Raw genomic sequence first — 13712 nt, forward strand, 5'->3', positions numbered from 1 at the left:
CTCGAGGCAGGATGGTCGGTATGGAGTCACAGACCGAGCGCGAAGACAAGTTCGATGTCGATGCAGACTTCGAGTTCCCCTCCCTCACCTCGCTCGTTCCTGCCGACGGCGCGGCGGTGGAGACCGACACCGAACTGGTCAGCGAGTACTTCGACACCACCGGTCACGATCTGCTGCGTCGGGGAATCACCCTTCGGCGACGCACCGGAGACTCCGACAACGGTTGGCACGCAAAGGTTCCTGCGGAGAAGGCGCGAACCGAGATCAGGCTTCCACTCGGTCACGGCGACCCGCAGGTCGTGCCCGACGAGCTGGCCGACGTACTGCGCGGGGCGGTCATGGGCAGGCAGTTGTCGGCTGTCGCCACCCTGACGACGCGTCGGAAGATTCGTACCGTCACCGATGCAACCGGAGCCGTCGTGGCCGAATTCGCCGACGACGCGGTGTCGGTCGTCCTGATCGGCGGCGCGACCGGGCCGCAGTGGCGTGAGGTGGAAGTCGAGCTCGGGCCGGCCGGCTCGGAATCGTTCCTGAAGAAGGCGAGCAAGGTGCTTCGCGCGTCGGGTGCGACGCCGTCGGCACATCCATCCAAGTTGAACCGTGCGCTGTCGGTGGTTCGGGAGGAGCCGGCGCACGACGGGCTTCGGTTGCTCGTCGATTATCTCGACGAGCAAGCGCAGGCCATCGTGGCCGGCGACGTGTATCTGCGCCGCGGACTGGATCCGATTCACTCCACGCGGGTGGCCATCAGGCGCTACCGCAGTACGCTTCGCGTCTTCGGCAGCGTGTTCGAGGACGAGCCCGCGGCCGCACTCGAAGCCGAATTGTCCTGGTATGCAAGCCTGCTCGGCGAGGTGCGAGATCGGCAGGTGCAGCGGGCGCGGTTTGCAGCGGCGCTGCGAGACCTTCAGTCGGAACTGGTTCTGGGCCCGGTGGCGTCGCGTATCGAGAACGACCTGCTCGCCGAGCAGATCCGCCACCGCGAAGCTGCGATGGCCGAGCTCGACGGCGAGCGGTACCGAGAGATGCTCACGACCGTGGCTGCCTGGTCGAGGGGATTGCCGATCGACGGCGAGGTGAGCGAGCGGTTGCTGATCAAGCTGGCGCGCAAGGCCGGTAAGAAGGCCGTAGACCGCACCGAGAAGGCTGTGCGAGGCACCGACGATGAGCAACTGCACCGCGCGAGGAAGGCCTCGAAGCGGGCTCGGTATGCGGCCGAGTTGGTGGCACCCGTCGTGGACAAGAAGGTGTCCAAGTCGAATATCAAGAGATACAAGCAGATTCAAGAAGTTCTGGGCGAGCATCAGGATGCCGTCATCGCGGCGGAGATTCTGCGCACCCTCGGGGCTCGAGCGGGAACCACCTCCGGCGAGAACGGGTTCACGTTCGGACTCCTCTTCGAGCGTGAGCGCCGTGCAGCCGAACTGGCTCGTGACGAGGCGAGCAAGCTGGAGTTCTGACCGAGTACACAAACCGTCGTTTTCCCCGTTTAAACCCTCGAAGTGTACTATGAGACCGAATCGAGTAGGGGGGGTCGACGGGTATGTCCGTTGCGTTGGGCGTTCACGTCGGAACCGATGAGATCTCGGCCGTCTTGGTCGAAACCGATCTGCCGGGTCTGGGCCCGGTTACCTCGCGACCCGTGTCGATCGCCGCTGCCCCCGGCGGAATCGGTGACGCCGTTGCGACGGTTCTCGGAATCATGCGTGTACAGGCAGCTCAACGAGACCTGATCGTCGACGGTGCCGCCGTGGTCTGCGACAACCTTCTGCACGGCGAGATCGTTCGGGCCGCGCTGGCCGACCACCGCGTCGTCGACGTCGAGGTATTGGCGATGGACGATCCGCGGTTGCCCGACGAGTACCCGTTGGACGTGGCCGCCGCCGTCGTCGGTGCCGCGTCCAGGACGGGCCGTCCGTCGGGTGACGAGATCGCTGCGGGGCAACCCGACTGGGACGATCGGGCCGGAGAATACGATGCTGCGTCGCGGGGATCTCGATGGACCATGGTCGGATTGGGTGTGGCCGTGCTGGCTGCTCTGAGTGGGGCAACCGTGTGGGCGTTCTCCTCGCCCGCGCCGACTCAGGACGCAGTACTCGATACCGCAGATTCCAGCATCGCCCCATCGACGCCCGGTCGGCCGGCGTCGAGCGCCGGGCCGGTTGTTCCTGTGGCTGGGCCGTCCGCGGTTCCACCGATCGGCGCGGGTGTTCTGGATGTGTCGACCGCCCGCTCCGGGTCGGGCGACGTCTGGATCGACGCGGTCCCGGTGGCCGCCCCGAGTGCGACGTCGAACGCACCGAGTTCGTCGTCGACGGGACGGGGCAACTCGGGTGGCGGCAATTCCGCCCCCGGTGGTCGGGATACGAAAACAGAGATCTCGAAGCCCGGGACCGAGACTCCGCCGACCAACGACGAAACCACAGCTCCCACCGATACGGACGTCCCCGATCCCACGGAACCGGGTCCGACCGAGCCCACGGAGCCGACGGAGCCCACGGGGCCGACCGAGCCCGCTGGGCCGACCGAGCCCGTGGAGCCTTCGGAGCCCACTGATCCCGAGCCCGCGCCTCGGACGGAGCAACCACCTGTCGCCGATCCGCCCGAGTGACGATTTCATCGATAATCCGTTGTGAGCGAGCGGGTTCGCTACTTCGAAAAGTCCGTGATGTGACAGGTGTGAATTCGACTCGGACACCTGAACTTCTGCTCGAGCCTGGCTACCATCGGGTGATCGACCAGTAGACGGTGAGTTCTCGATGACCGACAAATCCGCAGTAGAACCGGTGACGCGCACGACCATCGACAGGGCGGTGGGTGTCCTCATTGCCTTGCGCGGCTGCAGTCCGGATGAGGCGTTCGCCGAATTGGCAGCGCACAGTTTCCGTTTCGATGTTTCTCTCGTGCAGTCGGCTCGGTCCATCGTCACTGCGGCACGAGGAATGGACTCCGACAACGGCGTGGGCTGCGCCGCGATGTCGTCGGCGCAGGAGGAGTGGGGCTCGTTGCTCGCCGACCGTCGGGACGGGTTCGGGCACGTCGCCTGACCCAATTCGTCGCCCGAGTTGTTGTAACGAATCCCAAAACAAACCGAAAGTTGAATAGAACAGGGCATTTACCGACTCCTCGACGGTTCGAGGCGCTACGATCGCCAGGTCGGAGTAGCTAGGCGAGTCGAGGGAACATGAGATCTGTCCTTGGTGTCTCGGTGGGTTCAGCCATTGCCCGGGGTGTAGCCCTGGATACGTCGGACGAGTCGGTACGTTCTGCGCACGTCGTGCGATCGTTCGATCCCGACGACCATCTGCAGGTCGCGCTCGATCTGTTGGATTCGATGTCGCGGGATCAGATGGTGGATCGACCGGACATCGTTCTCGCCGTCCCGGACGATCCCGGTGCGCGCGGACGCACGTCGGCATATTCGACGTACGAGGCCGATCGTCTGCTGGTGGCGTCGGAGCTCGGGGCACAACTTCGGTATCTACGCGGCACGGGGATGCTCGAAGGTGCGCGCACCGTGGCCGTGTGCGACATCGGAGCGTCGGGAACCACCGTGTCCATCGCCGACCCTGCCACGGGAGCGGTGCACAGTTCGGTCCGCACCACGTTGTTCGGCGGGATCGGGTGTGACGCCCAGATCTCGCGTTACCTCCTGTCCGTCTACGGGGCAGACGAATTGGCCTCGGAACGGGCGCGCGCGGAGTTGCTGGTGTCCGTTCGCACGGCACGCGAACAGCTGTCACGCCTGCGGGTGGCCGAGGTCGCCGGGCCGTTCGTCGGCGGACCGGTCCGGTTGTGGCGCAACACGTTCGACGATGTTCTCGAGCGCAGTATCCGATCGCTGGAAGATTGGGTGGCCAGCATCATCGTCGACGCACCCTGCGCCGTGAATGCGTTGGTGATGGTGGGCGGATGCGCCAACCTGCCGTCGCTTCGTCGGATGTTTCGACGCGATCTGATGTTGCCCGTCGTCGCGCCTGCCAATCCCGAGTCCCTCACTGCGCACGGGGCGGCCCTGATGGCGATCGATGCGGTCGCGTCGCGCCAACACCGTCCGCGCGGCGCGATGAGCAGTGCGTCGGTGCTGACTCAGCCGGCCGCGATGGTGGGCATGGTGGGGTACCGGGACGCCCCGCGGCACCGTTCTGCCTGAGCCCCTTCCTGGCCAACGTGCGTCGTCGTTGGGTAGGTTGCTCGGGTAATGATGAACAGTAGGGACGAGACGGTGGGGCAACAGTGGCAGAGCAGGTAGCGGAGTCCGGCGCAGCAGCATCCGATGCGGGAGCATTCGACCCGGCGGAGCACGCGCGCAGCATGGTCGGGTATCACTACCGCACCGAGGACTACTACGAGGTGGGCCGCGAGAAGGTTCGCGAGTACGCCCGTGCCGTTCAGGATTTCCACCCCGCCCACTGGGACGGTGATGCTGCGGCAGCGCTGGGCCACAGCGCTCTGGTGGCCCCGCTGACGTTCATGTCGTTGGTCGGCACTCTGGCGCAGAAGAAGCTGTTGCAGTCCATCGCCGAGGGCTACGACCTCAGCCAGATTCTGCAGACCGATCAGGTGCTGGTGTTCCAGAAGCCGATTCTGGCCGGTGACCAGTTGACCTGCGATGTCTCCCTCGACGCGTTCAAGACGGTCATGGGTCGAGACATGATGATCACCAAGAACGTCGTGTCCAACCAGAAGAACGAACTGGTGCAGACCACGTACACCACGCTGCTCGTCGGGCGATCCGGCGAGATCGATCCGGCCATCTCCGAGGCGGCTCGCAACATCGTAATGTTCGGTGCGACGACCGACACCAGCAGTGCCGAGGCGAGTGAGCACGACACCCTGTCCACTCCGCAGGAACACGAGCCGCTCATCGTCGAGGAGTACCGGGGTCAGCCCACTCGGAAGTTCGACGAGGTCAATGTCGGAGACGAGTTGCCCTCGCGCACTGTCCGTTTGACTCGCGGAGATCTGGTGAACTACGCCGGCGTCGCCGGTGACGCGAACCCGATTCACTGGGACGAGAAGTTCGCCAAGATGATCGATCTCGAGAACGTCCTGGCGCACGGCATGCTCACCATGGGTGTCGGCGGCGGATTCATCAGCGAGTGGCTCGGCGATCCAGGCGCGGTGAAGGACTACACCGTTCGATTCACCACCCCGATCCCGGTGGACACACACAAGCCGGCCGAAATCGTCTTCGGCGGCAAGATCAAGTCGAAGGACGAGGAGTCCCGTACGGCCGTCATCTCGATCGGCGCGACCTTCGAGGGCAAGCGAATCTTCGGCCACCGCGCTACTGCGACAGTGCAATTGGGCTGAGCCTGTTGCCCCGTATCGGCTCCTCAGTTTCGGATTTCTGACTCCGATCGGCGTCGGGTTTCCGAAGGTGGGGAGCTGATGTGTCGGTGGGGGCGTGGATGTGTGGGTGGGGGTTGCAATCTACGCCCCTGTTCGGAATTTACGCCCCGTGTGGGGGGTGTGGATTGCTGCTAGGGGCGTAGATGTGTCGGCTGAGCCTGTTGTCGCGTATCGGCTCCTCGGTTTCGGATTTCTGACTCCGATCGGCGTCGGGTTTCCGAATGTGGGGAGCTGATGTGTCGGTGGGGGCGCGGATGTGTGGGTGTGGATTTACGCCCCTGTTCGGAATTTACGCCGCGTGTGGGGGGTGTGGATTGCTGCTAGGGGCGTAAATGTGTCGGCTGAGCCACGCCGTCGAGGCGGTGTGACCCGAAGAAGGCACTTGCGCGAGTCAGCGAACGATGTCCATGCTCGGGTCGTTCTTGGGTTTGTGGTCCCAAATGGATGTATCGGACTCGAGGGTCTGGCCCTAATGGGTGGGTTCCACCGGCTCCGGTAGTTGTCGCCACTGTGCCCGCGGGTCGTCCTGAGGTTCGATGCTCGATTCATCGTCCATGGTGGTCGAGCTACCCGCCGGAGCGGCAGCGCCGCACTCATTCCCAGCTGGAGACGACTTTGCGCGTCGGGCGTTCGTTGCTGTTGGAGAACAGGTGTGGGCTCTTGCTCTTGATGTATTCGACGTCGGCGAATACGGCGCGCAGGTGCTCGCGCATCGACTGGGCGGCGGCCTCGAAGTCTCGGGCTTCGAGGCCGTCGACTATTGCGGTGTGTTGTTCGATTAGGTCGGGGATGGGACGGGTGTCGCGCAGACCGAGTCGTCGGGCCCGATCCAGATGAGCTTTCGCGGATTCGACGGATCGCCATGCGGCGGAATGTCCTCCGGCTGCGAGGAGTAGCTGGTGGAATTGCTCGTCCAAGTCGAAGAACTGGTCCATGTCGATTCCCGGCTCGTCCTGCGCTGCCAGATTGGCGCGCAACGCAGCGAGGTCCTCGTCCGAGCGAGAGTTGACTGCATCTTTCAAAGACGCGGTTTCGATTGCCTCACGGACGAATTGGGCATCGGCAACACGGTCGGTGTCGACCCGCGAGACGAAGGTGCCGAGTTGTGGGAAGACCTGAACCAGACCCTCTTCGGCCAAGAGGATCAGGCTTTCGCGGACGGGTGTGCGGCTCACGGACATCTGCTCGGCGAGGTCGTTCTCCGACAGCGGGCTACCCGGGGGGAGCGTCAGCGACACGATGCGTAGGCGCAATTCTCGGTACGCCCGCTCCCGTGCGGTGACTTTCCTGCTGCTCTGTGTGCTCACCGGTCAAGACTAACGTGACCTCGTCGGTGACCCACAGGGCCGAAGCCTTGACGAAATACTGCCCGTCACTAGTATGGTAGTACTGATATTCAAGGCACTACGGCGGAGGCTCTACAGCGATGGCAGTGATCAGCGGCAACGACGAGGCAGCCGTCCTACACGGTCCACGTGACCTGCGGATCGAGAAGATCGACCGTATGCAGGTCGGCGACGGCCAGGTGAGGGTGGAGGTACACGGCGTGAGCCTGTGTGGCTCGGACCTGCACTACTACGCCGACGGCCGCAACGGCTCCAACTCGCTGACGCAGCCCACCGTCTTGGGCCACGAGGGATTCGGGGTCGTCACCGAGGTCGGCGCGGGCGTGTCCCAGGACCGGATCGGCCAGCGAGTGGCCATCGAACCCGCGATTCCGAAGGGCACCTCACCGCTGAGCCTGAGCGGTCACTACAACGTCTGCCCCAGCGTTGTCTGTTTCGGATCCCCACCGAACCACGGACTGCTGCGGCAATCCGTCGTTCTCGCAGCCGAATTCGCGCACCCACTCCCGGATTCGATCGACGACGATGTCGCAGCGCTCATCGAGCCCCTGGCCGTCGCAGCGTGGGCTGCCGCCAGAGTCGGCTCCGTGTTGGGCAAGCGCATCGCGATCACCGGTGCCGGGCCCATCGGTCTGTTGGTTCTGCAGACGGTCATTGCCCTGGGCGCGTCGGAGACAACCATCACCGACGTCGCACCCGCTCGGCTCGAGGTCGCGGCAGCGCTGGGTGCCACCACGACGTTGCGTTCCGGCGAAGACGCACTGCCGGAAGGCGCTTTCGACATCGCCTTCGACTGCTCGGGACATCCCGGAGCCATTGCCGACGCGGCACGCTCACTCGGCCCGGCAGGAATTCTGGCGCTCGTCGGCGTGCCCGGACGCGCGTCTGCCGAATTCCCGATCGGGGCAGTGCAACGCTGGGAGCTCGACATCCGCGGGTGCTTCCGTTACGGCCCTTCGGCATTCGCCGACGCAATCGCACTCGCCGGATCGGCTCGAGTGGACCTCGCGGCGCTCGTCACATCGACGTACCCGTTGGCCGAATCTGCCGCAGCGCTCGAGGCCGCGCTCACCGACCCCACCCAGCTCAAGATCGTCATCGACACCACTTCGCAAGGACCGCAATGAAAATCATCGATGCCACCGTCATCGTGACGGCTCCGGGCCGCAACTACGTCACGCTCAAGATCACCACCGACGAGGGCATCGTCGGGTGGGGTGATGCGACGCTGAACGGACGCGAGCTCGCAGTCGAGTCGTACTTGAAGGACCATATTGCGCCACTTCTGATCGGACGCGATCCCCATCGGATCGAAGACATCTGGCAGTACCTGTACAAGGGCGCGTACTGGCGACGTGGCCCGGTGACCATGACGGCCATCGCAGCCGTCGACGTCGCACTGTGGGACATCAAGGGTAAGGCCGCCGATATGCCGGTCTACCAGCTCCTCGGTGGTGCTGCACGAGACGGAATCATGGTCTACGGGCACGCCAGCGGCGGTAGCATCGAAGAGATGCTCGACGACGTCCAAGCGCATCTCGACAAGGGCTACAAAGCAATTCGTGCTCAGTCGGCCATTCCTGGCCTGAAGAAGACCTACGGAATTCCGGTCGACGGCTTCTACGAACCAGCCTCCGGCGCTGCGCCGCAGGAAGATTCGTGGGATACCGCCCCGTACATGCGGTTCGCACCGCAGATGCTCGGTGCCGTGCGTGAACGTCACGGGTTCGACTTTCACCTGCTCCACGACGTGCACCACCGTCTGAGCCCGATCGAGGCTGGACGACTCGGGCGCGACCTCGAAGAGATGCGCATGTTCTGGATCGAGGATCCCACTCCAGCCGAGGATCAGAGTGCCTTCGCCACCATTCGCCAACACACGACCACCCCGATTGCCGTCGGCGAGATCTTCAACTCGATCTGGGACTGCCAGGATCTGATCACCAACCGGTGGATCGACTACATCCGAGCGTCGGTCTCACACGCCGGCGGCATCACCCATCTGCGCAGAATCTTCTCGTTGGCGGATCTCTACGGCGTTCGGTCCGGATCTCATGGTGCGGGCGATCTTTCGCCCGTCTCCCTCGCAGCCGCATTGCATGTCGATCTGTCGATCCCGAACTTCGGCGTGCAGGAGTACATGGGTCACGTCGACCCGACCGGCGATGTGTTCCAGACCAGCTACACCTTCACCGACGGTTTCATGCACCCGGGAAACAAGCCGGGCATCGGCGTCGAGGTGAACGAAGAGGCCGCCGCGAAGTACCCGTACAACCCCAAGTATCTGCCCGTCAATCGCCGTCTCGACGGCAGCATGCACGATTGGTGAAGCGCCACATGACCACAACGCAATTCGATGTCGTCCTGCTCGGCGAGCCCCTCGTGGAGGTTTCGACCACCGAGGCCTTCCGGCACGGAGTAGGTGCTGCGCTCGGGGTGTCGGGAGACGTCGTCAACGCAGGTGCCGCGGCCGCTGCTGCAGGTGCTTCGGTAGCGCTGATCGCGCGGGTATCCGACGACGAACTCGGTGATGCCGTCTGTCGGCGTATTCGTGAACTCGGTATCGACGACACCTACATTCGGCGAGTTCCCGGACAGCAGGGTGTCTATTTCCTGCACATCGATCCGGAGGGGAATCGCCAGTTCTCCTATGCCCGATCCGGATCGGTGGGCAGTCAGCTCGATGTGGCGGACCTGCCCGAGGGTGTGATCGAGCAGGCAGGTGCCGTGCTGGGCGGCGGAATCGCTGCGGCACTGTCGCCGACGCTCGCCCGCACGATGCTGCACGCGGCGCAGCGCTCGGGCAGATTCGTCTACGACCCCAACTTTCGCCCCAGGTTGACCACGGCCGACGAGGCCCGCGCATTCCTGCAGAGCGTTGCTCCCTGTACCGAGGTGATGGTGCCCTCGGCACCGAGTGAGATCGAATTGCTCCTGGGCACAACCGAACCGGAGACTGCTGCAGCAACCCTGATGGGCTGGGGTGCACGTTCCGTGGTGGTCACGCAAGGGTCCGAAGGATCCAGCATCTTCACCGCTGCGGGGACGGCGCACCAACCGGTGATCCCCGCGCTCGACGTCATCGACCAGACCGGTGCCGGAGATGTGTTCGCCGGCACTCTGACGGCCCGTCTCGCGCTCGGCGACGATCTTCGCGAGGCCGCAGCGCTGGCAGCTGCTGCGGCATCGCTGAGCGTCGGCGGGCGGGGCGGCACCGGCCTCATCGCACCGCTGGCCGAAATACGACGTCACAGAGAACGAGTGACGACATGACGGCCTCCACACGATTGTCCGATGCGACCGCCGAGGTCGTTCGTCCCACGTCCAGCGGAATCGTGCATCTCGGCGTCGGGGCATTCCATCGGGCGCATCAGGCCGCGTTCACCTACGAGGCGGCGCTGCTGACCGGTGAGACCAATTGGGGCATCACCGGGTTCACTCAGCGCAGTAACACCGTGGTGGACCAGCTTGCCCCGCAGGACGGGTTGTTCACTTTGGTGCAGAAGGGAACCGAGGAGACGACGGCGACCGTCGTCGGTTCGATGCTCGACGTACGAAACGCGGCCGCTGACCCCAGCGCGGTGGTCGAGGCCATCGCCGATCCCGCAACGCACATCGTCACGCTGACGGTCACCGAGAAGGGCTATCGACTCGACCCCGCGTCGGGTCGACTGCGCCTGGACGATCCGGAGATCGCGGCGGATCTGGCAGGCAGGCCGCCGCGCACCGTTGCCGGACAGTTGGTGGCGGGCTTGGCTCGACGTATGGCAGGCGATGCGCCCCTCACGGTGTTGTGTTGCGACAACCTGCCGTCGAACGGGCGCATACTCTCCGAACTGGTCCGTGCCTTCGTCGACGCACGCGGCATGAACGACGGTCTGACCGAATGGATTTCGCGTCGAGTCACGTTCCCCAGCAGCATGGTCGATCGAATCGTGCCGGCTACCACTGATGAGGACAGGGCGGACAACGAACGACGAACGGGACTGCGCGACGACGCCCTGGTGGTGTGCGAGCCCTTCCGGCAATGGGTGATCGAGGACGATTTCGCGGGTCCGCGACCGGCGTGGGAACGCGTGGGCGTGCAGTTCGTCGAACACGTGGAGCCGTGGGAGACCATGAAGTTGCGCGTCCTCAATGCCACCCACTCGGTGTTGGCCTACCTCGGAATTCTGCGTGGACACAACACCATCGCCGAGGCGGTCCAGGATCCGGAGCTCGACGAGATATGCCGGGCCATGGTTCTCCGAGATGTTGCGCCGACGACGGCCGGCGGAATGGACGCTGTCGGCTACGGCAACGAGGTCCGCACGAGATTCGCCAACCCGGCGCTGAAACACACCACCCGGCAGGTGGCGATGGACGGATCGCAGAAGCTCGGACCGCGCCTACTCGGAACCGTGCGGGACGCGGCGTCGGCGGATGGCTCGACGGACATGCTCGCACTCGCCGTCGCAGCCTGGTGCGCGTTCGTTCTCGCCGAGACGGAAGCCGGACGTGCACTGGACGATCCGTTGTCGGCGCGGTTGGCTCGGGCCGGGTCGGCGTCGGACCTGCTCGCTGTCGAGTCCATCTTCGGGTCCGATCTCGGGCCCACGTCACCGTTCGGCACGCAGGTCGTTGCGTGGACCGACTTCCTACGGACCAACTCGCTCGGCGAGTGGAAACGAGTGCTGGTATGACCTCCGAACACGAAGCATTGCTCGAAAACCTCACTGCCCGGGATGTATTGCGCGTGAGCCCGGTGATTCCTGTGGTGGTCATCGATCGGGTCGAGGACGCGGTGCCGCTGGCGCGTGCACTCTATGCGGGCGGCATCAGCATCATCGAGATGACGTTGCGGTCCGAGGCCGGGCTCGGTGCCATTGCGGCGATCGCTGCGGACGTGCCGGAAGTGGTCATCGGCGCGGGAACGGTGTTGAACCGCGACGATGCCATGAGATCGGTGGATGCCGGCTCGAGGTTCCTGGTCTCACCCGGATCGTCGAAGGGTCTGCTCGACGCGGTTCGCACGCTACCGGTGCCTGTTCTGTCGGGCGTGTCGACTGCAACCGAGGCTATGACCGTTGCCGAGTCCGGATCGACCGAGATGAAGTTCTTCCCGGCCGAGTTCTCCGGTGGCGCAGCGGCACTGGGCGCGCTGGCAGGCCCGTTGCCGCACTTGACGTTCTGCCCCACCGGCGGGATCACTCCGCAGAACGCTGTCGACTACCTGGCGTTGCCGAATGTGGTGTGCGTCGGCGGTAGCTGGCTCACCCCGCGCTCACTGGTGCAGGCGGGGGACTGGGCCGCGATAGAGGAACTGGCCCGTTCTGCGAGTGCGCTCGGCACCGCGTAGTTCGGTTCGCGAAGGGTCATTGACGTATTGGTATAACAGTGCTTGTATATCACTGTGGCGAGCGCCACCAACCCTCCTCGATGAGGCACAGGTCTCGCGGAGGCCGCGGCGAACTCGCATCATGAACTCATCGATCATCACCAGCAATGGAGCTTCGGATGTCACAGGACACCAACGAGTCGACGGACGATCGCGGTAACACCGCCGTCCCGACTCGCAGCACTAAAGACCTCACCAAGGCGGCGATGTCCGGTTGGCTGGGTACGGCAATGGAGTTCATGGACTTCCAGCTGTATTCGCTCGCCGCCGCGATCGTTTTCAATCGCATCTTCTTCCCCGACGTGAGCCCGGCGATCGGCTTGATCGCCGCCATGGCCACTTACGGAGTCGGCTACGTGGCCCGCCTGGTCGGTGCCATCTACTTCGGCCGGATGGGCGATCGGATCGGTCGAAAGAAGGTCCTGTTCATCACCATTGCGATGATGGGCGCATCCACCACCCTCATCGGCGCACTGCCGACTTACGACGCGATCGGCATCATGGCGCCGATCCTGCTCGTTGCCCTCCGCCTGATCCAGGGCTTCGGTGCCGGAGCCGAAATCGCCGGGGCGACGGTCATGTTGGTCGAATACGCACCGGACAAGCGTCGAGGCCTCATCGCATCGCTGGTCTCCCTGGGAACCAACTCCGGAACCCTTGCGGCCTCGGCTATCTGGGCCCTGCTGCTCGCTGTCTTGTCCGAGGATCAGTTGCTCAGCTGGGGCTGGCGAGTGCCGTTCCTCGCGAGCTTCTTCCTGATGATCTTCGCGGTGTGGTTGCGCTCGAACCTGAAGGAGAGCCCGGTCTTCGAGGAGCGTGCCGATGTGGTCGACGGTGTGGCTCTCTCGCGCGACGAGATCGAGAAGACCGACGAGGACGTGAAGGTCAGCGTTCTCGAGTCCGGTCTCAAGCAGAAGAAGGGGCGCGCGTTCTTCATCGCGCTGGGTCTGCGTTTCGGTCAGGCGGGCAACTCCGGACTGATTCAGACGTTCCTGGTCGGTTACATCGCGTCGACGCTGCTGATCGATCGTTCCATCGCCACCAGCGCGATCGTCTACGGCTCGCTCATCGGTTTCGCGACCATTCCGATCATCGGCATCCTGGGCGACAAGTTCGGCCGTCGTCCGATGTACATGGTGCTCAGTGCGCTCACCATGATTCTCGCGTTCCCGCTGATGCTGATGGTCACCAGCGGCAACACCATAGCCCTCGTCGTCGCAATGGTTCTTGCTCTGAACCTCGGTGTGCTGGGCCTGTTCTCGCTCGAAAGCGTGACGATGGCGGAGCTGTTCGGCGCACGTACCCGCTTCACGCAGCTCGCGCTGTCCAAGGAGATCGGCGGCATCCTCGCCACTGCCATCGGACCGCTGCTCGCGGCCAGCCTCACCGCATGGACCGGTAGCTGGTGGCCCATCGCGGCGATGCTCGTGATCTACTCCGCGATCACGCTGGTGTCGGCCTACCTGGCACCGGAAACCAAGGGGCGCGATCTCGTCAGACTGGCCGACGCAGCCTGAGATGTCCGCAGTGGTGTAGCTGAGCCCATAGCTGCACCACTGCAACAGAATTGAACGCAAAAAAATCGAAGTACCCTATTGGCACTCTCCGGTGGAGAGTGCTAATTTGGGTTCTGC

Annotated in this window: 12 protein-coding genes; 11 read left to right on the top strand and 1 reads right to left on the bottom strand. The window is 64.3% G+C overall.

The annotated features are described in order from the left end of the window. Positions 1–20: 20 nt before the first annotated feature. The 5 genes from AB0P23_RS09890 (at position 21) to AB0P23_RS09910 (ending at position 5316) form a co-directional block, all read left to right on the top strand. Positions 21–1460, top strand: coding sequence for a CYTH and CHAD domain-containing protein (locus AB0P23_RS09890; RefSeq protein ID WP_032400518.1), 1440 nt, complete (start codon positions 21–23; stop codon positions 1458–1460). An 83-nt stretch (positions 1461–1543) separates the two neighbouring features. Next, positions 1544–2611, top strand: coding sequence for a hypothetical protein (locus tag AB0P23_RS09895; RefSeq protein WP_363797377.1), 1068 nt, complete (start codon positions 1544–1546; stop codon positions 2609–2611). Positions 2612–2759: 148 nt separating this feature from the next. Further along, positions 2760–3047: an ANTAR domain-containing protein gene (locus tag AB0P23_RS09900; protein ID WP_027495414.1), complete on the top strand. Its 288-nt coding sequence runs from the start codon at positions 2760–2762 to the stop codon at positions 3045–3047. 137 nt (positions 3048–3184) lie between these two features. After that, the gene (locus AB0P23_RS09905) at positions 3185–4153 is read left to right on the top strand and encodes an Hsp70 family protein (RefSeq protein ID WP_032367072.1); all 969 of its coding nucleotides are present in this window, start codon (positions 3185–3187) and stop codon (positions 4151–4153) included. Positions 4154–4236: 83 nt separating this feature from the next. Further along, positions 4237–5316, top strand: a complete 1080-nt coding sequence (locus AB0P23_RS09910) for a fused (3R)-hydroxyacyl-ACP dehydratase subunits HadA/HadB (RefSeq protein ID WP_032374830.1) — start codon at positions 4237–4239, stop codon at positions 5314–5316. 632 nt (positions 5317–5948) lie between these two features. Here AB0P23_RS09910 and AB0P23_RS09915 read toward each other — a convergent pair. After that, on the bottom strand, positions 5949–6662 hold the full coding sequence (locus tag AB0P23_RS09915) for a GntR family transcriptional regulator (RefSeq protein ID WP_206497780.1): 714 nt from the start codon (positions 6660–6662) through the stop codon (positions 5949–5951). 119 nt (positions 6663–6781) lie between these two features. On the opposite strand from AB0P23_RS09915, the gene AB0P23_RS09920 reads away from it, so the two are divergent. The 6 genes from AB0P23_RS09920 (at position 6782) to AB0P23_RS09945 (ending at position 13595) form a co-directional block, all read left to right on the top strand. Then, a complete protein-coding gene (locus AB0P23_RS09920) occupies positions 6782–7828 on the top strand; it encodes an alcohol dehydrogenase catalytic domain-containing protein (protein ID WP_206497779.1) in 1047 nt (348 codons plus the stop codon). Further along, positions 7825–9030, top strand: a complete 1206-nt coding sequence (gene manD / locus AB0P23_RS09925; protein ID WP_032374833.1) for a D-mannonate dehydratase ManD — start codon at positions 7825–7827, stop codon at positions 9028–9030. Before AB0P23_RS09920 ends, manD begins: the two co-directional genes overlap by 4 nt. A gap of 8 nt (positions 9031–9038) precedes the next feature. Then, positions 9039–9974 (top strand): sugar kinase, encoded by a 936-nt coding sequence (locus AB0P23_RS09930; RefSeq protein WP_363797380.1) that lies wholly within the window; start codon positions 9039–9041, stop codon positions 9972–9974. Beyond that, entirely contained in the window at positions 9971–11383 is a 1413-nt protein-coding gene (locus AB0P23_RS09935) for a mannitol dehydrogenase family protein (protein WP_363797382.1), read from the top strand. The genes AB0P23_RS09930 and AB0P23_RS09935 overlap by 4 nt, the downstream gene beginning before the upstream one ends. After that, the gene (gene eda / locus AB0P23_RS09940) at positions 11380–12039 is read left to right on the top strand and encodes a bifunctional 4-hydroxy-2-oxoglutarate aldolase/2-dehydro-3-deoxy-phosphogluconate aldolase (protein WP_363797384.1); all 660 of its coding nucleotides are present in this window, start codon (positions 11380–11382) and stop codon (positions 12037–12039) included. The genes AB0P23_RS09935 and eda overlap by 4 nt, the downstream gene beginning before the upstream one ends. Before the next feature lie 158 nt (positions 12040–12197). Continuing rightward, positions 12198–13595 (top strand): MFS transporter, encoded by a 1398-nt coding sequence (locus tag AB0P23_RS09945; RefSeq protein ID WP_032400512.1) that lies wholly within the window; start codon positions 12198–12200, stop codon positions 13593–13595. Positions 13596–13712 lie beyond the last annotated feature (117 nt).

Origin of the sequence: Rhodococcus sp. NPDC077669 (assembly GCF_040686915.1) — a bacterium.
GTDB classification, from domain to species: Bacteria; Actinomycetota; Actinomycetes; order Mycobacteriales; family Mycobacteriaceae; genus Rhodococcoides; species Rhodococcoides fascians.

What these genes read in the sequence shown, in the direction of transcription:
- AB0P23_RS09890 (WP_032400518.1), top strand. Translation starts at nt 21, where the DNA reads ATGGAGTCACAGACCGAGCGCGAAGACAAGTTCGATGTCGATGCAGAC.
- AB0P23_RS09895 (WP_363797377.1), top strand. Translation starts at nt 1,544, where the DNA reads ATGTCCGTTGCGTTGGGCGTTCACGTCGGAACCGATGAGATCTCGGCC.
- AB0P23_RS09900 (WP_027495414.1), top strand. Translation starts at nt 2,760, where the DNA reads ATGACCGACAAATCCGCAGTAGAACCGGTGACGCGCACGACCATCGAC.
- AB0P23_RS09905 (WP_032367072.1), top strand. Translation starts at nt 3,185, where the DNA reads ATGAGATCTGTCCTTGGTGTCTCGGTGGGTTCAGCCATTGCCCGGGGT.
- AB0P23_RS09920 (WP_206497779.1), top strand. Translation starts at nt 6,782, where the DNA reads ATGGCAGTGATCAGCGGCAACGACGAGGCAGCCGTCCTACACGGTCCA.
- manD (WP_032374833.1), top strand. Translation starts at nt 7,825, where the DNA reads ATGAAAATCATCGATGCCACCGTCATCGTGACGGCTCCGGGCCGCAAC.
- AB0P23_RS09930 (WP_363797380.1), top strand. Translation starts at nt 9,039, where the DNA reads ATGACCACAACGCAATTCGATGTCGTCCTGCTCGGCGAGCCCCTCGTG.
- AB0P23_RS09935 (WP_363797382.1), top strand. Translation starts at nt 9,971, where the DNA reads ATGACGGCCTCCACACGATTGTCCGATGCGACCGCCGAGGTCGTTCGT.
- eda (WP_363797384.1), top strand. Translation starts at nt 11,380, where the DNA reads ATGACCTCCGAACACGAAGCATTGCTCGAAAACCTCACTGCCCGGGAT.
- AB0P23_RS09945 (WP_032400512.1), top strand. Translation starts at nt 12,198, where the DNA reads ATGTCACAGGACACCAACGAGTCGACGGACGATCGCGGTAACACCGCC.